Source organism: Streptomyces sp. NPDC026538, from assembly GCF_055567535.1.
Window position 1 is genome coordinate 482,624 of record NZ_JBVHQG010000003.1, and the last position, 17,100, is coordinate 499,723.

The window sequence follows — 17,100 nt, forward strand, 5'->3', positions numbered from 1 at the left end:
TTGGGTATTCCGTGAGCATCCCTTAGGGGATGTCACAGCTCTGCGGCAAAGGCGGGCTCGGGCGCCCGAGCCCGCCACACGGATCTCCGGGACCAGGTACGTTCGAAGACGTGGCTGGATTCAGGATCGGACGCGGCGGCCGGGACGACCGTGCCCCGCACACGCGACCGCAACAACCCGCGTACGGGCAGCAGACGCCGCCCCAGAGCTTCGGCGGGCAGCCGGCGGGACCGTCGTACGGGTACCCGTCGGCTCCGCAGCCGTACCCGCAGAACGGCGGGGGCGGCGGCTGGCCGCAGGGCCGCGGCGGCTACCCGGGGCAGGGGCAGCCCGGCGGCGACGGCCCGGAGTACTTCGGCGACGACCACGGGTACGGCGGCCGGGGCGCCGGCACTCCGGACCCGTACGCGGCCGACAATCCGGGCCACACCCAGGCGTTCTCGGTCGACGAGGCCGACGGCTACACCCGGGGCGCGACCTACCACGCCGGTTCGGCGGCGCCGTCCGGCCCGATCGGCCCGCGCCTGCACTGGAAGGACCTCCTGAAGGGGATCGTGCTCGCCCCGAACCAGACGTTCCTCCAGATGCGGGACTACGCGATGTGGGGGCCCGCCCTCATCGTGACCTTCCTCTACGGCCTGCTCGCGGTCTTCGGCTTCGACGGCGCCCGTGCGGACGCGATAAGCGCCACCCTCACCAACGCGGTACCGATCGTGCTGACGACGGCGGTCGCGATGGTGCTCTCCTCCTTCGTGCTGGGCGTGGTGACCCACACCCTGGCCCGTCAGCTGGGCGGCGACGGGGCCTGGCAGCCGACGGTCGGCCTGTCGATGCTGATCATGTCGATCACCGACGCCCCCCGTCTGCTCTTCGCCATGTTCTTCGGCGGCGACGCGGGCTTCGTACAGATCCTCGGCTGGGCCACCTGGATCGCGGCCGGCGCCCTCCTCACCCTCATGGTCGGCAAGTCCCACGACCTGCCGTGGCCCAAGGCCCTGGGCGCGTCGGCGATCCAGCTGATCGCCCTGCTGTCGATCGTGAAGCTGGGCACGTTCTAGGCTTCCACCCCCGTACGGCGAGGGCCCCCGGCGACTCGGCCGGGGGCCCTCGCCGCGTGCCCCACCCGCCCCCAAGACCCCGGCCGGCCTCCAGCTGACCCCTGTCCGGCCCTCTGCCGCCCCCGGTCGCCGCTCATCGGCCCCCGGTCAGGCGTCGAGAACCTGCCCGTCCCGCTTCACCACGGGCGGCTCCACACCCCTGGGCGGATGCCCCCTCGTGCCCACCAGAAGTCTTGTCGCCGTTGGGTGCCATGAACCTGGTTCTCGCCGTGATCAACGCGAGGGAGGGCAACAGGGGAGGCACCCACGAGCGTATCGATCGAGCGCGAGCGATCGCGGCGCGGTGGGGTGAGGACCGCAACGACTTCGACACCGAGTTCGGGCCGACGAACGTCGAGATTCACGCAGATGGTCAGCGGGGCCAGTTCGTGCGGCCACTCGAAGTGCTTACCGCGGGCGAGGACGCCGGCGGGCGCGAGGAGGCCATGCGGTTCCTCGGAAGCGGCCAAGAGGCGGCGGTGCATACCCCCGCCCAGAGGGGATCGGCTGACACCAGCGGCTGACACCAACAAGCGTGAACAGGGGCGATCGGCGCCGGACCTCAGCGAACGACCACTCCTGTCTTCACACGGTCACGGGAACCGGGTGGATTTCGTCGGCCCGATGACCAGCACGTTCGTGAATACGCTGGACCGCTTCGGCCGAGGGGGCCTCAGAGAGGCAGTAGACCGTGCCGGACTCCGGGTCCGCCCAGGCCATCTCGAAGTGGACGCCTTCTTCCTGCTCAATGGCAAGATCGGCCCCGTGGGCCTGCTTCAGCTGGTCGGCCGTGATGCCGTTCATCCCGTGGTGGACATCCATGAACTGGGGCATGGTTCCGCGCCTCCTTCCGGCTCTCGCGCCCGGCGAATCGCCGAGTCGCGCCTGCCGGCTCCGTCATCTCCATCCTGTGCCCGTACGACCATGACGGCGACCGTGCAGGCCCGGGCCAGCGAGTTGCCGGCGAAATGCATCGGATGGGAGAGGCGCTCCACGGTGGTACTCGCGGTTCGCTCCCGCTGCTCGGCGAGAACGAGGCTGATGACGAACTCGTCAAGGGCCCGCGCACAGCGCGGGCCGGCCCCTGGGGCCGCAGGGAGCTACGGCCCTGAGTCGAGACCTGGACGGGCAAGGCCACGGTCAGAACGGTGCCTCCGGCGGGGGATCGGCCGGCACCGGGATGGAGGGGGCGCCGTTTCCGACGGCGGGTCCGTTGGGGCGTGCGCGGGGTGCTCCCATCCGCCCACCGTCGACCCAGGCAGAGCCGAGCAGACGCGGCCCACGGCGTCCAGGTCGTTCGTACAGTGGCGCGCTCCACCTGGACGCCATGAACCACGCCCGCTCCACAGAGTGTGGGTCGACGGCGGACGGGATGGGAGCTGGGGTAGGTGGGGGTGGGGGCTGATGAAAAGCCGAGCGCACCACCACGGCCGAGGTGCGAGAGTCCCCGGAAAATACTGGTGAGCCTTTGCCTGCCCCCGGTTATCCTGCCTCGTCCTGAACAGGCCAGGGAGGTCCCCCACCATGAGCAGCACCATGTCCTCCTTTCCCGAGCGGATCGAGCTCTCGGGGGAGGGTCTCGTCCTCCGCGACTGGACGGAGGCGGACCTGGCCGCGATGCCGGAGCTGTTTGACCACCCCGACATCGCGTACTGGACACCGATGGTCTCCCCCTTCGACAAAGCGGCCGCCCGCGCACGGCTGGACCGGGACCGGCAGCTGCGGGCGGACGGCACGACGATCCTGCTCGCCATCACCGTCGACGGCGGCGCACCGCTCGGCGAGGTGATGCTGCGGCGTGCCTCCGAGGGCACGGAGCTCGGCTACGCGATCGGTCCGGCGCACCGCGGCCAGGGACTGGCGGCGCGGGCGGTGCGGGTGATGGCCGCGTACGCCTTCGAGCAGCTGGGCGCGAGGCAGGTAATCCTGGAGCTGGAGGCCGAGAACGCCGCCAGCGTCGCCGTAGCCGCCAAGGCGGGTTTCAGACTGCTCGACGTGCCGCTGATCACGGGTGAGGAGAAGGGGCGACCCTACGCCCTACAGACGTGGGGTCTGAACCGCCCCTGACCCCTCTGCCTCCACCGCCCTTGCGTGCCCGTTCGGTCGGGAAACAACGGGGAGCCGCGGTCACTGACGGCCATGCTCACGAGAACGGCCCCCGACTGAGTTACCTGGGGGAATCCGGAAATCGGTTGCGCTTGTGGCATGGCCATGCGAAATGTTGTGCGCATGATGCGACCCGCGCGTGCGCTGCTCCCCCTTCTCTTGCTGCCAGTTCTCCTCACAGGATGCGACGCGGACAAGAACGGTGGGACGGCCGCCGACAGCGCCGCCCTCGACGCTGCCGCTCGCGACTGGGGCGTCGCACCGGAACTCGTCTATGTCACCAAGGTCTCCGGCTACACCGTGTTCCAGCAGTCGGTCGGCGAGTACGACGACGAGTTCGCCGCTGCGTATCGGTCTGAGAAGGGTGCCACCAAGTTCGGCCTCTTCGTAGGTCGCGGCACGCTGACAGCGGAGAACTGCCCCAAGCAGCCGCTGGGCGAGGTGTCGGACAAGCGGCAGGTCACCTGTGAGCACGACGGCGACGCCTGGTACCGCAAGGCAGGTGACAGCCATGAATACGCGGTGCCCGACGGCGGCGTGGTGATTCATCTGATCGCCGACGCTGACAAGGTCGACCGCGCCATTCTGCGTAAGGCGGCCGAGGCGGTCCACCGCCCGGACGACGCCGAATTGGCCGCACTCCTGCCGACCACCGACGGCGCGGACACCTGAGAGGACGGCACGTAGTCGACTACCGGCTTATTCCGTGACCGGTGACCCGTCAGACCTTGAAAGCGCGAACCTGTCAAGTCCGGCCGTGGGGGCTGACACCAACGTCTGACACCAACAGCCCCGGACACCAGCGATCAGCGCCGTATCCCCGGCGGATGGTCAGCCGACGCCCACCACCGGATGACCGAGGCCGCCGACCACCCGTCACCGACCTGAAAAGGATGAAGCCAGAGTGCAAAATCGGTGGCGTCGGCCTCGGTAGACGGACGACAGCGCGCAGGCTCCACAGCGTCTTCGCTTCCCGAAGATCTTCAAGGTGCGCCTCTGTGGATCGCGCTACACGCTGGCGTCGCAGCAAGCGGCATCGCCCTATCGGCGGTCATCGTGGGGCACGGGCTGTGACTACAGCTCAGCTCGGGTCCTTCACTTCTTCGGCTACTGACCGTCCTGCAGTCCCTCAAGCACGACCAAAGAGCCATCCTGCTCGAACCGCAGCACGCGGGGCCGAGGAGCTTCCTGGGCTGAGACCGGCTCAGGATGAAGCTCTCCGTAGCGCTGATGGTAGAGATCAACCGCTTCGCGGAGCGGGCATCCTTGGGCCTCACGAATCGCCTTCACTGCGAGGATGGCGCGCCCCTCCAGAATGTCGCGATCTACACTCTCCGGCAGTTCTGCCACACGTCCTCCCCGGTCCGGCATCGCAGTAGAGCAACCGCGGCTCCTCCGGTCAACTACCTTCGGATCCTGCGTGTGAGGCCTTGCCGTTCGGGTGGATCTTCTACTGGGGGGGGCAGTCCGGGATGGTCCGAACGGACCGCGCCCTCGGTTGGGAGGCAACGGCCCCTTCCTGGTGGATCGTGAAAACGAGCGGTTGATCCGAACACGCACCAGCGTCCCCGTCGCCCGCCAGATCGCCGACTACGAACGGCGGCTACGACGTGAAGCTCACGCCCGGAATCTGGCAGCGAAGCAAGCCGTACAGCGGCGCGGTACCGCAACCCCAGCGGCTGCCCGCGCCCGTCGGCGTCCCTCAGAGGCCTCGGAGCCACCGGAATGACGTCGTTGACCGTACTGGCCAGAGCTACGGATCAGAAGGCGGTCCGAAGACCCGGACAGCAGGAGAGTCCCTCGCTGATCTAGCGAGGGACTCTCGGATATCTAGAGAAGGTGCAGGTCAGAGCGCTTCTTTTGACGGCGTGATCGGCTCGCCCGACTTACGTACCACAGGCAAGACACTCCACGGGAAGTTGATCCAGTCGTCGGTCCGCTTCCACACGTACTCGCACTTCACGAGGGAGTGGGACTTCTCGTAGATCACCGCGGACCGGACCTCGGCGACGGTGTCCAGGCAGAAGTCGCGGACCAGCTTCAGCGTCTTGCCGGTGTCGGCGACGTCGTCGGTGATCAGCACCTTCTTCTCGCTGAAGTCGATGACGTTGGGGACGGGCGCGAGCATGACCGGCATCTCGAGAGTCGTCCCCACCCCGGTGTAGAACTCGACGTTGACCAGATGCAGGTTCTTGCAGTCGAGGGCGTAGGCGAGCCCGCCGGCGACGAACACGCCACCGCGGGCGATGCTCAGCACTATGTCGGGCTCGAACCCGTCGTCGGCGATGGTCTGCGCGAGCTCGCGCACGGCGACGCCGAACCGCTCGTAGGTGAGGTTCTCCCGTACGTCACTGCTCATGGCCGGCCCCTCACACCTGCGTCCGATGGAAATTGAGGTAGGAGCGGGAGGCGGTGGGCCCGCGCTGCCCCTGGTAGCGGGAGCCGTAGCGCTCACTGCCGTAGGGGTGCTCGGTGGGGGAGGAGAGCCGGAACATGCACAGCTGCCCGATCTTCATGCCCGGCCACAGCTTGATGGGGAGGGTCGCGAGATTGGACAGCTCAAGGGTCACGTGCCCGCTGAACCCCGGGTCGATGAACCCGGCGGTGGAGTGCGTGACCAGCCCGAGCCGGCCGAGCGAGGACTTCCCTTCCAGCCGGGACGCGAGATCGTCGGGGAGCGAGATGACCTCGTACGTCGACGCGAGGACGAACTCCCCGGGGTGGAGGATGAAGGGTTCGTCGCCTTCCGGCTCGACCAGCCGGGTCAGGTCCGGCTGCTCGACGGAGGGGTCGATGTGCGGGTACCGGTGGTTCTCGAACACCCGGAACAGGCGGTCCAGCCGCACGTCGATGCTCGACGGCTGCACCATGGTTTCGTCGTAGGGATCGATCCGTACCCGCCCGGCGTCGATCTCGGCCCGGATGTCCTTGTCTGAGAGAAGCACGCCCCGAGGATACGCAAGGCGCGCGGACCCACGACAATCGTGACAGTCCACGCGCCCGTGCTACTGCTGCCGGCTACTGCTGCTGCTTCTCCAGGGCGACCGGCACGACGCTGCGCAGCCGGGCGCACTTGGGACACCGGACGAGCCGACCGGGGCCGAGCCGCGCGGCCTGCTGCATCGGGAACGAAGTGGTGCTGAACACGTGCCCTTCGGCACAGCGGACGACGGTGCGTTCCATCAAGTCCCTTAAATCCCTTCCCCAGGAGCCGCGTCGGGCTTACTGCCGTGACGACGAAACGCCACATTACGGGATCAAAGGGACGGCTCTCCAGGCGGCACTCCGGCACGCCCGGCCCCTCTCCCGAGCCCCCACCGTACGCCCCAACTCCGGCCGCCCGCACCCGGATCCCACCCCCGACCCACCCCTGAAACGCACGCGAACCCCAAGGCCTGAGCGCCGGGGGTTCACGATGAGGTACAGTGAGCGAGCGTTCGGACACCGACTCCGGTCGACGTCTTACGCGGGTGTAGTTTAATGGTAGAACATCAGCTTCCCAAGCTGAGAGCGCGAGTTCGATTCTCGTCACCCGCTCCACGATGAAACCCCAGGTCAGCGGCCTGGGGTTTGTTTGTTGTCTAGTCCAATTTGAGGGTGGCGTGCCCTCTGCGTGCCCTAACTGATCGTTTCAGAATGATCGAGAGAGCCGCCGCAGGCAGCTGATCGAGCAGGCGAGTTCAAGGAGCCCCTGGTGAAGGTCTGCCCGGTACTCGTAGCGGATGCGCAGGCGCTTGAACTGGTGCAGCCAGGCGAACGCGCGCTCCACGACCCAGCGCACTTTGCCGAGTCCGGAGCCGTGAGCGATGCCGCGTCGGGCGATCACCGGCTTGATGCCGCGCTTCCACAGCTGGCGGCGGTAGTTGTCGAAGTCGTAACCCCGGTCGGCGTATAGGCGCCGGGGCTTGCGGCGGGGCCGCCCTCGCAGACCCCGGATCGGTGGGACCGCGTCCAGCAGCGGCAGGAGCTGAGTGACATCGTGTCGGTTGCCGCCGGTGAGCGTGACGGCCAGCGGGGTGCCGTGGCGGTCGACGATCAGGTGGTGCTTTGAGCCGGGGCGGGCGCGGTCGACGGGCGAGGGGCCGACGTGATCCCCCCTTTGAGGGCCCGGATGTGCGAGCCGTCCACGGCGCAGTCGTCCAGGTCCAGCAAGTCAGCTCGACGCAGTTCGGTCAACAGTGCGGCATGGAGGCGAGGTCAGACGCCCGCCTCTGTCCAGTCCTGCAGGCGGCGCCATGCCGTCACCCCGGAGCAGCCCACCACTTCACTCGGTACGTCACGCCAGGCCACGCCCTTGCGCAAGACGTAGACGATCCCGGCCAGGGCAACCCGGTCCGGCACCGGGAGCCGCCCAGGGTGGCGATGCCGTCGCATGGGCCGCGCTGGCAAGAGCGGGGCTATCCCCCGCAGCTCGTCGGGGACAAGGTTCGCGATCACGACGCTGAAGCTTGCCAGAGAACCCAGTTGAGCAGCTCGGGCTGGCTGGACATACTCCCCGGATGGCCAACACCAGGAGCGAAACCGCGGAGCAGGGTTGGGACGGACCCTTCTACCGCGTCCGCACGGATCGGTTCGAGGCGTCGTTCGTACCCAATGCGGGCGAGCCTCTGGACAGCATCTGCAACGTCGACGTCGAGGTTCGGCTGACGGCGGACGGCTCACGCTGGAGCGCGACCGTGTTCACGCTCGCCGAGGTCGAACGCATCATGGACAGGTGGTCGCGCACCGGCGAGGCCCTGGACGGCCGCTACTTCTGGTGCTCCGACGGCCTCATCGTCCGGGATCCCGGCATCGACAACATGACGCAGGTGCTGGCCGGCCTGCTCGACGACGGCGACTTCACACAGGTTCTCCAGCGGCTCGACAACGAATGATCGTCCAGCTCTCATTCTGAAACGATCAGTAAGTGCAGGCCAAACGACCACTCAGAGGATCCTGGGGCGTCAGCTCGACCTGGACAGCGCCGCGCTCCCCCTGCGGGGGAGTGTCCGAACCTCCAACGGCCACTGCCCGGTTTCTCGCCGAACAGGCTGCCCAGGGGGACGATCTCCACCGCGTTGCCCCCGGCGACGGCACTGCGGCGAAGCGCACCACCAGCGCCGAGCGCCAGAACGGCCTATCGCGCCCTCAGCACCTGCCGCGGCTCGGCGCACCACTGCACACGCGGCCTGGGCGGCGTTGCCTGTCCTCGACCACAGTGGCGACGACGGTGCAGCCGCCGCTCAGATCGGCGCCGGCGGCGAGGTGCTCGATGCCCTCGCCAAGACCTCCGCCCTGCACACCCGCGACGAACTGCGTCAAAAGGCTTGGGAGTTCGAGCGGGTGTCCCGCTCTCACCCGCGAGCCGAGTTCCGCCATGCGCCGGGCCTGCGCCCGGGCAGCCCGCGACCTGGTTCACGGCGGACCCGAGTTCGGCCGAGGGGAGGACGAGGCCGGCACCGCCATGCTCCTCGACACGCTGGTCTTCCTCGCCATCGCCGCAGCCCACTGGCACGCCCAGCGTAACCATGCCCAGCAGGCCGAGGCCGCCCGCCGGGCCGCCGCACACCTGCGGGCCGCCTACCAGCAGGCAGCCGCCGAGCCCCTCACCGTGCTCCGCGAACGGGGCCGCCGTATCCCCCCACGCTGCGCCGCCAGCACACCACCACCGTGCGCGCCGCCCTGCCCGAGCTCGCGGAACCCTCCTGGCCGAGCCCGGCTGGGACGTCCTGAACGCCACCCTCGCCGACGCGACACAGGCAGGCCACAACGCACGAGATCTCCTCGCCGAGGCCGCTGCCAGCAGGGAACTGGACACCGCCGGTTCCGCCAGCGACGTCCTGGTGTGGCGCCTGCGCCGCATGGCCGACCTTCCCGCCTACGCACCGGCCACCAGCCAGGGCGGCCAGCTCACGGACCGCCAGGCGATGACACCACCCCCCGCAGCGCCTTCGGCATCACGCACACCGCGCCGCTGATCCCGGCGAAGGTCCGTAGGCGACATCACCACCGATGTCACCAACCCCACGTTGCACCACGGGCCCGACCGATTCTCTCGGTCGGGCCCGTCACGCACCTACACCAGCGTTAACCGATCAGGCACGCACATGTCTTGCTGGACGCCACGAGCCTTCGCCCCGTTATCAGAGGCAGCCACATACATCACTCACTATGTGACCTACAGTGCTGCGGGAGCGGATCACTGCCGCTGGCCGCGCCCTGGACGACGTCCAAGTCGAACTCGGCCGCGATGCGCCGATGTCCTGTGACATTGAACTTTGAGCTTGTGTCGTCGAAGGGTGCCCACCAGGAGCTGCTGCTGTCCCTTACTCCGCCGCGCACCGCCCCGCAATGTCCTTCGCGCATGTCCTGCCCCCGATACTCGACCCCGCAGACCGCACTTCTCCAGATCACTCGGGCCCCGAAGGCGTCTGAGTGGGGCCCCAACCTGTAGGAGAACTGGCCTCGGCGAGTGCTCGCCCCGCCGTACGACACACCAGAGCTCGTCCTCGCCCTGCCGGCATGGACCGCACTCACCGTCGGAGGCACGCCTGACATCCTCGATGTCGCGGTATAGGGCGAGGCATGGCCCAATGCGCCAACGCCAGATAACACCTCTCCGGTACAAAACGTGCTGGCGCGACGCAGCGTGTGGCCCGGCCGATCCAGTCCGGGGAACCGTGCGGAGGAGCAGAAGTCCAACCTCAGATCTTCCTCAGGAGGCCATAGTTTTCGAACGGACGTTTTTAGAGTTGATCACAAGCTGCCTGTGCAGACCACACGGGCCGCGTCAGACGCGATGGGGGAACGAGTATGGCGAAACGCATTGCCATTGCCTGTGGGGCCCTTCTCACGGCCGAGCTGCTGGCCCGGTCGCTCGGCTATGAAAAGGACCTCGAGGTGGTGAGCGTGGTCAGCAAGTATCACAAATTGGTCGAAGCCGTGGAGCACTCCAGCGCGCAGGTTGCTCTGATAGACCCGGACAAGATCGACGGAGACTGGGCGGCGGCCACCTGTGAGATTCGCAGGACGCTGCCCACCTGCGGCGTGGCGTTGACCGCCGACACCGCGACGCGGCCCTTTGTGAACCGGGCCCTCAAGGCCGGAGCGCTGAGCGTCGTACCCAAGAATGCCGGGCTGGGGAGACTGGTCGAGTCGGTGCGTGGCGTCGCATCAGGACAATTGGTCATGGACCCGCGGCTACTGTCGGCCGCGGGCGCAGAGTGTGGTCCTTTGACCGACCGCGAGGCGGACGTACTCCGGCTCACGGCATCAGGGGCATCCGTCAAGGAGATGGCAGGCCAGCTGTACCTGTCCGCAGGGACGATTCGCAATCTGGCCTCGGCGGCGATCAAGAAACTCAACGCGCGCAATCGCTATGACGCTGTGCGCATAGCGAGCGAGCGATGTTGGATCTGAATGGATGACCGGCAAACCAAGGCGCCGGTTCCCGTGGCGGATCTCGCCTCCGGGAACCGGCGCCGATGTCACTGCTCTCGGCAGAACTCGTCGATGGGATAGCCGACATGTCGGTCCGCCGTAGGCAGATACCCAAGGATCTTGTCCCCCGGACGCAGCTCCGTGCTGTTGAGCACGGCACCGCCCGGGCCGAGAACCCTGACGTGCCAGTCGTCCTGGAGGATGAGGTTCACGGCCTGCCCGTTCGGTGCGACCGCATCCACCGAGATGAGGGGGCGGGTTTCGATCTTGACGCGCCCAACGCTCACCACCCGGGTGCGACCCTTTGTGTCCACGGCCAAGACCTTGCTACCGGCGACGAGTTCACTGAGGTAGTGAGTACGGCCGTGTTGAGAGACCGTGTAGGAGTGGATCGCACCCGCGTTGACCCGGAAGGGCCGTGTCGGCATGTACGGAAGGGGATGGGTCTCGCTGACACAGAGGACCATGCCCTTCGAGTGGGAGCCCACCAGGATGCCCTCGTCCTGGCCGAGGTAACTGCAGGTGTCGACGCAGGCCCGCTCCCCCATGCCGAGGTGCGTGGTCGCCGTGACCTCCAATGCGACGAGTGCGATCTGCCCAACGGTGGTTCCTGCGACCTGCCTCAGCGCGGTGGCGTCGCCGATGGTTCGCGCCGGCATGAGCACACCGTCGGAGCCCAGTTCGAGTACTCCGTAAACGATCCGGGCCTCTTCGACATCCGCGGCCGTGGTCACGATGGTCCCCTCGCAGCCGGCCGCGGCCGCGAGGACGATCTCCAGTGGGATCTTCGTGGGGTCGCGGAAGTCGAGCAGGCTCCACTGTTCGGTTCTGGCTGACAGGCAGGCCACCTCCAGGCTGTCCGCATCCACGATCTCGACGTAGCGGCCGAATTCGATCGGCGGATGGGCTTGGGCAAGTTTGGCCCGGTCGTCGGCGCTACCGGCGACCAGGACCAGGTCGGCGCCGGCAAAGCTGTCCGTCGGCTCACCAGCGTCATGTACGAGGACTCGGCGGATCGTAGGGGGCAGATCCGCCAGCGCCGTCATGTCGTCGGCCACCACGGCGTCTATGCGCTGATGTATCGCCTCTTCGAGGATCGCCGGAGCCAGATCGCCTGCCTCGCGTATGTCAAGCCAGCACAGCTTGCTGTCCGTCACGCTGATGTCCCCTCGTCAAGTCGTTGAGTTCTTGTACTGGTTGTCCGGTCGGCAACCGGTGCACGAGCCGCGCCACCCGCTCGGCCATCCGCTGCGGAGCCGTGGACTGGAAGATGTTGCGTCCCATGGCCACACCCAGCGCACCACCCGCGAGCACGCCTTCGACGAAGTCGAGGACGCCCTCCTCGGTGGCCTGCGCCGGGCCGCCCGCCATGAGGATCGGAACCGGGCATGCCTCGGTGAGCGCCATCAGGTCGGACACCGAACCCGGAAAGGACGTCTTGACGAGATCCGCGCCCAGGTCGGCCGCGAGAGTCACCGCATGGGCGATGAGCTTGGGGTCGTGAGGGTCGGTTATGCGCGGTCCGCGGGGATACACCATGGCCATGAGCGGAAGGTTCCAGCGGTCGCAGGCGTCGGAGATCCTGCCGAGGTCCGCGATCTGCCGACGCTCGTCGCCGGAGCCCAGATTGACATGCACGCTCACCGCGTCCGCGCCCAGGCGCAGCGCCTCCTCCACCTCGGTGACGACGTATTTGGCATCCGGGTCCGGCGCCTGCCCCGTGCTCGCGTTGAGATGAATGATCAGTGACATGTCGGCGAAGCGTTCCGGACGAATGTGCCGGACACTGCCCTTGTGCACCACGACCGCGTCAACGCCGCCTGCCGCGAGCTGCCCCGCGAGCAGATCGATCGAGCTGTTCCTCGGCACTACGGGGCCGTCGCTGATCGAGTGGTCCAGTGGCGCGACCATCAACCCTGACAAGGTGTGGTGGAACAGCCGCCGCAAGCGCAACGACCGTGCGAAATGCCCATGGTGGATCATTGCGCATCCTTTCGACCGTGAAGTAGTGCAAAGTCGGGTTTTCCGGAAGAATTGAGGGGTATCTCTGCCCACCAGGAAAAACGTCCAGGAACATGCGCCGCGGAAAGCGAGGCGGCAATATGCGTGCGCAACTCGTCGACGGTACAGCGGGTCCCGGCGTGAAGTTGTACAGCGGCTTCCAGCTGTTCGACGGATTCCGCATCGCGCGTTCCATGCACCACCGCATTCGCCACTTTCGGATGCCGTAGCAGAACGTCCTGGACCGATGACGGGTGAATCTTTATGCCATTGGCCTTGACAACACTGCCGAGCCGGCCGAGCAGATGAAGGTATCCGTACTTGTCCCAGTGGCCGATATCCCCTGTGCGCAGCCAACCGCCCCGTATCACCGGACCGTCGGGCTCTTCGTCACCGAGGTATCCGTCCATGACTGTGGGCGACCGGACACATATCTCCCCTGTTTCTCCGCGCGGAACGGTCTCGTCGGATTCGATCCGCCGGATCTGCGTCTCCGCCCAGGGAAAAGGGCGGCCGACGCTGGAGAGCAGTTCGGGTTCGGCGTGGTCCAGCGGGGTGAGGGTGCACATGCCGCCGGCCTCGGTGCTGCCGTAGAGCTGGACCAAGGCGGTCCCGAAGACGCGCGCAGCCCGAGCGATACGCGAGGGTGCGGCCGCGGTACCGCTGTAGAGGATCTGCCGCAGAGCGGGGAAGACTGCTTCTTCGATGCCGGGCTGGTCGACGAGTCGGTAGAGATGGGGCACGGCCAGATAGACGTCGGTCACGCGTTGCTCCGCGAGGGCATGCAGCACGTCCTTCACCTGGAAGCCGTTGTGCAGAACCACCGTGCCCCCGGTGACGAGCGCCGCATCCACCATCGTGGCCGTGGCGTGGCTGATCGGCGTGACCGACAGCAGCGTGGGACGGTGCTCGGGCGCCGACGCGCCGAAGGAGAGGTCGATGAGTCGGCCTCTGACCTGAAACGACCGGCGTACGAGCTTGGGGGTGCCCGTGGTACCGCTGGTGAGGTCCACGACCGCCAGGTCCTGCGGCGCGTACGGAACGGCGGTGGGCAGGTTCGTGGCGCCGTTCCGGGAAGCATCCCCGGGCAGCGTGACGAGGGTCGGCCCGCCCGGGGCGCGGCACAGAACATGACCGCGCTCGAGGTTGGGCCCGTCCACCACCAGCACCCGCGCCCCCGTGGCGCGCAGCAGTCGTGTCTGCTCGTCGGCGGGCAGCTCATCCGTGTCGGACCGGGCATTCATGGAACGGATGTGGACCACGGCGGCACCGCGCAGATGGACCGCGTACCGTGCGGCGAGCATGGCGGCGCAGTTCGGTTCGGTGAGCACGGCCACGGTGTCGCCCGGCCCGACGCCCACTTCCGCCAACAGGGTCGCGGCACGTGCTACAGCCCCCTGGAACTCGGCCGCGGTGAGGGCGCCGTTCCAGGAATGCACGGCGATTCTTTCCGGATCCCTTTCGAGCCCTTCCAGAATGCGCAGAACATAGTGCTGGCTCTGTTCCGTCCGTCTTTCAAGCGCCTGTCCAGCAGACATTAGCGACCCTATCCTCCGCCACATTGCACCTTGTTGCCGATCCTGGCAGCGCATCAGGTGATCAGTGGCAATGGTGAAATGGCAGCCGGCCAGCCGCAAGCAGTGCAGGGAGAGGCATGACAATCATCATCAACGGCGACACAAATATAATCGGGCGGCTGCGTCGACAATATCGACATGGCTACGTGACCAATGTCATGAGACCTCTGACTCGCGTCATCGGCATCTTGCCGGAGCGGATGTCCCTCACCGGACCATGGTGACTTCGCAACCATGATTTCGGAGGTCAGCATGCGGCCTGCCAAACCGGGGCCGGAAGCCGAGTACCTCGTGGGCTTCCGGGAGGACGTCCGGGTCGAGTTCGACGCCACGTCGGTCAGACTCGTCACGCCCGTCAACACGTTCGCCGTGCGGCTGCCAGAGGGGCGGCTGAGGGATGCTGTCGCTCAGCTCGCCGACGACCTCATACCCCTGGACAAGGCACTCGGCGGACTTCTTCCCGCCGAACGGGCGCCCTTCCAGCGGCTGCTGGGCCGTCTCGGGCGTCTGCTTGTGTGGGGCCTGGTGGTCGGCGGCCAGGAGTTGATCCGTCTTGAGCACACCGCGCAGGACGCCGACCCGGGCATCTCAGACGTGCCGCCGAGCCACCTGGTCAGGCTGTCCCGGTTCGCCCTCTGCCGTAACAGGTCGGGAGCTTGGGTGCTGGAGTCACCGCTGGCCAGGGTCAGAGTGCTCCTGGTGCATCCAGCGGCCCGGCAGCTCGTGGCATCGCTCACGAACCCGCGGTGTCTCGGCGACCTGGTCGAGGAAACCGAGGGGAACCTCACCGCGGCAGAGGTGCGCACGCTCGTAAGCGTCCTGGCCGACGCCGGTTTCGTCGAGGCCCACGCCGCCGAGGAGGACTTCGACGAGGATCCGACGCTGCGTCAGTGGGACTTTCATGACCTGCTCTTCCACTCTCGCGTTCGCGCCGGACGGTTCGACGAACCGTTGGGGGGCGTCTTCGCGCACAAGGGGGCTGTCGCGCCACAGCCGGCCGTCAAGCCCGTGCCGGACGGCCCGTCCATCGACCTGTACCGTCCCTCGCTGGACGACCTCGAGCGCCGTGACCCGAGCCTGACCGCCGCGCTCGAAGGCCGCAGATCGTTCCGGGGATACGGCGAACTGCCCCTCACGGCCCAGCAGATCGGGGAGTTCCTATACCGGGTGGGCAGGATCAGGACCCGCTTCGTGCCGGCGGCGGACGACGAGCCGGGGGGCGAGATCGTCTCCCGTCCATTTCCCACCGGAGGCTCGGCCTTCGAGCTGGAGCTGTACCTGACCGTCCAGCGGTGTGCCGGCATCGATCAGGGCATCTACTACTACGATCCCGTCGGGCACCGGCTCGTCCTGGTGAACGCTGACCCGGGCGACCGCACGGCCATGCTGGACGTGGCGTCCGTGGCGACAAACCGGGAGGCCGATCCGGATATTCTGATCACCATGACGTCCCGCTTCCAGCGGTTGTCATGGAAATACAGCGGCATGGCGTACGCCACGACGCTCCGGCACACCGGAGTGCTGTACCAGACCATGTATCTCGTGGCCACTGCAATGGGCATGGCTCCGTGCGGTATCGGCATCGGGGACGCCGACATGTCAGCGCGCGTGCTCGGCCTGGACTATCTGCGGGAGTCGTCCGTGGGCGACTTCATTCTTGGCAGCCGGCCTTCCGGAGCCCCAGGCATCTGGGACCAGGAGCAGGGCTGGAAATGGGAGAACGACGCCCAGTGGGCGGCCTGGGCCGCCTCGGAACTGCGCCGGATCTGACCGTCGGCCGGCCTCCCGATGAAGCCCCTGCCGTTCTGGTGGGGGCATTTCATTTATCTTTCCATGGAGGCAAAAATTCCGTTTTCCCTCCCCCCGGGATTCTTCAGCTTTTCCCTGACCCGCCCCCTCGTGATAGCCGTAATCACGCAAGTGACAATCGTCAATCGAAGAGGCCGCACGGTGGCTTTCAGTCGTGCAATTCGAAATAGTTGCCTTGTGCGGCCGCCCGGTCGCACAAGGCAACTATGAGGAGTTCTTCATGAACACCGTCTCGGTCAACTCGGCTGACATCGAGCAGGTCTTCGACTCGTTCGACGTGACCGAACTCGAGGTCCTCGAGGTCTCCCAGGGCGTGGCCCTGCCGGAGATGGGCGCTTCCGGCGGCAACGGCGGCACTTCGTCCTCCTCGTCGACCTGCTCTTCGTCCACCTGCTGACGAAGGCTGCTCGTCTGAGCCAGTGAGACGGACGGCGGTGTCCGCCCTTCGCCGGGTGGACACCGCCGTGCCGTCCAGGGCAGCCGGATCAGCCCCGACGGGCGACGTGCAGGGCGGTGGTCCACAGCACAAGGGCAGCTCCGAAACCGATCAGCACACGGACGTCGGCGGCAGCGCCACCTCCTGCCAGGGCCAGTACGCCGGCCAGCGCCAGGACCGTCAGCAGTGTGCCGGTCCACCAGTACTGCGGCTGGGCGAAGGAGCGCGCGAGCGGGAAGAAGTGCAGTCCCACCACCAGACAGACGGCGGACGGGATGTACAACCACAGACCGAGCCGGCCAAGTGCAAGCACAGCCACCACGATCGCCACGGTCTGTCCGATGTTCACCTGACCGAAGACCCGGAAGCTGTCCGGGGCAGGCCGGCGAGCGCGTCTGGGCCCCGGCAAACTGCCGAAGCGCATCGTGAAGGTCACCGCGGTGATGGCAAGAGCCACGGCCAGGACGGCTGTGCAGGACAATGCCGGCGTCGACACCCGGGATATCAGCCCAGAGACTCCCAGAAGTTCCCACAGTGATGCGAAAACAGACATCACCACCGCACCCTGCAGGGATCCGTCTTCGCTCAGTTTTCTCCTGCCAAATTCATTGGTCACCCGCTCAGCCTATCGCAGCACATCGCACGGAATATGACA

17 protein-coding genes, 1 tRNA gene and 1 pseudogene are annotated in these 17,100 nt (G+C 67.1%); 9 read left to right on the forward strand and 10 right to left on the reverse strand.

Translation table 11 applies throughout. The annotated features are described in order from the left end of the window. Window positions 1-29: 29 nt before the first annotated feature. Both ACZ4N4_RS15300 and ACZ4N4_RS15305 read left to right on the forward strand, forming a co-directional pair. The gene (locus ACZ4N4_RS15300; protein ID WP_453579942.1) at window positions 30-1,058 is read left to right on the forward strand and encodes a Yip1 family protein; all 1,029 of its coding nucleotides are present in this window, start codon (window positions 30-32) and stop codon (window positions 1,056-1,058) included. A 251-nt stretch (window positions 1,059-1,309) separates the two neighbouring features. Beyond that, window positions 1,310-1,621: a hypothetical protein gene (locus ACZ4N4_RS15305; protein WP_467588498.1), complete on the forward strand. Its 312-nt coding sequence runs from the start codon at window positions 1,310-1,312 to the stop codon at window positions 1,619-1,621. A gap of 61 nt (window positions 1,622-1,682) precedes the next feature. Here ACZ4N4_RS15305 and ACZ4N4_RS15310 read toward each other — a convergent pair whose 3' ends face one another. Continuing rightward, a complete protein-coding gene (locus tag ACZ4N4_RS15310; RefSeq protein WP_453579947.1) occupies window positions 1,683-1,931 on the reverse strand; it encodes an SCO4226 family nickel-binding protein in 249 nt (82 codons plus the stop codon). Between the two features lie 690 nt (window positions 1,932-2,621). Between ACZ4N4_RS15310 and ACZ4N4_RS15315 the strand changes: the two genes are divergently transcribed. Both ACZ4N4_RS15315 and ACZ4N4_RS15320 read left to right on the forward strand, forming a co-directional pair. After that, entirely contained in the window at window positions 2,622-3,164 is a 543-nt protein-coding gene (locus ACZ4N4_RS15315; protein ID WP_467588501.1) for a GNAT family N-acetyltransferase, read from the forward strand. Between the two features lie 138 nt (window positions 3,165-3,302). Further along, window positions 3,303-3,875, forward strand: a complete 573-nt coding sequence (locus ACZ4N4_RS15320) for a hypothetical protein (RefSeq protein ID WP_467588504.1) — start codon at window positions 3,303-3,305, stop codon at window positions 3,873-3,875. 435 nt (window positions 3,876-4,310) lie between these two features. On the opposite strand, the gene ACZ4N4_RS15325 is transcribed toward ACZ4N4_RS15320, so the two are convergent. From ACZ4N4_RS15325 to ACZ4N4_RS15340, 4 genes are all read right to left on the reverse strand, one after another. Then, window positions 4,311-4,553 (reverse strand): hypothetical protein, encoded by a 243-nt coding sequence (locus ACZ4N4_RS15325; protein WP_467588507.1) that lies wholly within the window; start codon window positions 4,551-4,553, stop codon window positions 4,311-4,313. Between the two features lie 496 nt (window positions 4,554-5,049). Further along, entirely contained in the window at window positions 5,050-5,562 is a 513-nt protein-coding gene (locus ACZ4N4_RS15330) for a phosphoribosyltransferase (protein ID WP_453579950.1), read from the reverse strand. A gap of 10 nt (window positions 5,563-5,572) precedes the next feature. Beyond that, window positions 5,573-6,148 carry a dCTP deaminase gene (gene dcd / locus ACZ4N4_RS15335; protein ID WP_453579952.1) on the reverse strand — a complete coding sequence of 192 codons (576 nt, stop codon included), beginning with the start codon at window positions 6,146-6,148 and terminating at the stop codon, window positions 5,573-5,575. A 73-nt stretch (window positions 6,149-6,221) separates the two neighbouring features. Further along, complete coding sequence (locus tag ACZ4N4_RS15340; protein ID WP_453579955.1) at window positions 6,222-6,386, reverse strand: hypothetical protein; 165 nt, start codon at window positions 6,384-6,386, stop codon at window positions 6,222-6,224. 283 nt (window positions 6,387-6,669) lie between these two features. On the opposite strand from ACZ4N4_RS15340, the gene ACZ4N4_RS15345 reads away from it, so the two are divergent. After that, window positions 6,670-6,743, forward strand: a tRNA-Gly gene (locus ACZ4N4_RS15345). Between the two features lie 91 nt (window positions 6,744-6,834). Here ACZ4N4_RS15345 and ACZ4N4_RS15350 read toward each other — a convergent pair. Continuing rightward, window positions 6,835-7,640 (reverse strand): annotated as a pseudogene (locus tag ACZ4N4_RS15350) (IS5 family transposase). A 62-nt stretch (window positions 7,641-7,702) separates the two neighbouring features. On the opposite strand from ACZ4N4_RS15350, the gene ACZ4N4_RS15355 reads away from it, so the two are divergent. Continuing rightward, the gene (locus ACZ4N4_RS15355) at window positions 7,703-8,077 is read left to right on the forward strand and encodes a hypothetical protein (protein ID WP_467588510.1); all 375 of its coding nucleotides are present in this window, start codon (window positions 7,703-7,705) and stop codon (window positions 8,075-8,077) included. 1,918 nt (window positions 8,078-9,995) lie between these two features. Continuing rightward, window positions 9,996-10,601 (forward strand): response regulator transcription factor, encoded by a 606-nt coding sequence (locus tag ACZ4N4_RS15360; protein WP_467588513.1) that lies wholly within the window; start codon window positions 9,996-9,998, stop codon window positions 10,599-10,601. A 68-nt stretch (window positions 10,602-10,669) separates the two neighbouring features. Here the strand turns inward: ACZ4N4_RS15360 and ACZ4N4_RS15365 are convergent, their stop codons facing one another. From ACZ4N4_RS15365 to ACZ4N4_RS15375, 3 genes are read right to left on the reverse strand one after another with little or no spacing between them, the layout of a single operon-like run. After that, a complete protein-coding gene (locus ACZ4N4_RS15365; RefSeq protein ID WP_467588516.1) occupies window positions 10,670-11,779 on the reverse strand; it encodes a 3-dehydroquinate synthase II family protein in 1,110 nt (369 codons plus the stop codon). Next, window positions 11,751-12,605 (reverse strand): 2-amino-3,7-dideoxy-D-threo-hept-6-ulosonate synthase, encoded by an 855-nt coding sequence (locus ACZ4N4_RS15370; RefSeq protein WP_467588519.1) that lies wholly within the window; start codon window positions 12,603-12,605, stop codon window positions 11,751-11,753. Before ACZ4N4_RS15370 ends, ACZ4N4_RS15365 begins: the two co-directional genes overlap by 29 nt. Further along, a complete protein-coding gene (locus ACZ4N4_RS15375) occupies window positions 12,602-14,161 on the reverse strand; it encodes a class I adenylate-forming enzyme family protein (protein ID WP_467588522.1) in 1,560 nt (519 codons plus the stop codon). The genes ACZ4N4_RS15370 and ACZ4N4_RS15375 overlap by 4 nt, the downstream gene beginning before the upstream one ends. A gap of 291 nt (window positions 14,162-14,452) precedes the next feature. Between ACZ4N4_RS15375 and ACZ4N4_RS15380 the strand changes: the two genes are divergently transcribed. Continuing rightward, complete coding sequence (locus ACZ4N4_RS15380; RefSeq protein WP_467588524.1) at window positions 14,453-15,970, forward strand: SagB/ThcOx family dehydrogenase; 1,518 nt, start codon at window positions 14,453-14,455, stop codon at window positions 15,968-15,970. Between the two features lie 259 nt (window positions 15,971-16,229). Beyond that, complete coding sequence (locus ACZ4N4_RS15385; protein ID WP_127355226.1) at window positions 16,230-16,406, forward strand: thiazolylpeptide-type bacteriocin; 177 nt, start codon at window positions 16,230-16,232, stop codon at window positions 16,404-16,406. 88 nt (window positions 16,407-16,494) lie between these two features. Here ACZ4N4_RS15385 and ACZ4N4_RS15390 read toward each other — a convergent pair whose 3' ends face one another. Then, window positions 16,495-17,061, reverse strand: coding sequence for a hypothetical protein (locus ACZ4N4_RS15390; protein WP_467588527.1), 567 nt, complete (start codon window positions 17,059-17,061; stop codon window positions 16,495-16,497). Window positions 17,062-17,100 lie beyond the last annotated feature (39 nt).

Excerpts from the sequence above, each read along its gene's own strand:
- ACZ4N4_RS15340 (WP_453579955.1), bottom strand. The coding sequence starts at position 6,386 with ATGGAACGCACCGTCGTCCGCTGTGCCGAAGGGCACGTGTTCAGCACC.
- ACZ4N4_RS15305 (WP_467588498.1), top strand. The coding sequence starts at position 1,310 with ATGAACCTGGTTCTCGCCGTGATCAACGCGAGGGAGGGCAACAGGGGA.
- ACZ4N4_RS15360 (WP_467588513.1), top strand. The coding sequence starts at position 9,996 with ATGGCGAAACGCATTGCCATTGCCTGTGGGGCCCTTCTCACGGCCGAG.
- ACZ4N4_RS15380 (WP_467588524.1), top strand. The coding sequence starts at position 14,453 with ATGCGGCCTGCCAAACCGGGGCCGGAAGCCGAGTACCTCGTGGGCTTC.
- ACZ4N4_RS15320 (WP_467588504.1), top strand. The coding sequence starts at position 3,303 with ATGGCCATGCGAAATGTTGTGCGCATGATGCGACCCGCGCGTGCGCTG.
- ACZ4N4_RS15315 (WP_467588501.1), top strand. The coding sequence starts at position 2,622 with ATGAGCAGCACCATGTCCTCCTTTCCCGAGCGGATCGAGCTCTCGGGG.
- ACZ4N4_RS15310 (WP_453579947.1), bottom strand. The coding sequence starts at position 1,931 with ATGCCCCAGTTCATGGATGTCCACCACGGGATGAACGGCATCACGGCC.
- ACZ4N4_RS15355 (WP_467588510.1), top strand. The coding sequence starts at position 7,703 with ATGGCCAACACCAGGAGCGAAACCGCGGAGCAGGGTTGGGACGGACCC.
- ACZ4N4_RS15385 (WP_127355226.1), top strand. The coding sequence starts at position 16,230 with ATGAACACCGTCTCGGTCAACTCGGCTGACATCGAGCAGGTCTTCGAC.
- ACZ4N4_RS15330 (WP_453579950.1), bottom strand. The coding sequence starts at position 5,562 with ATGAGCAGTGACGTACGGGAGAACCTCACCTACGAGCGGTTCGGCGTC.
- ACZ4N4_RS15375 (WP_467588522.1), bottom strand. The coding sequence starts at position 14,161 with ATGTCTGCTGGACAGGCGCTTGAAAGACGGACGGAACAGAGCCAGCAC.
- ACZ4N4_RS15370 (WP_467588519.1), bottom strand. The coding sequence starts at position 12,605 with ATGATCCACCATGGGCATTTCGCACGGTCGTTGCGCTTGCGGCGGCTG.
- ACZ4N4_RS15300 (WP_453579942.1), top strand. The coding sequence starts at position 30 with ATGTCACAGCTCTGCGGCAAAGGCGGGCTCGGGCGCCCGAGCCCGCCA.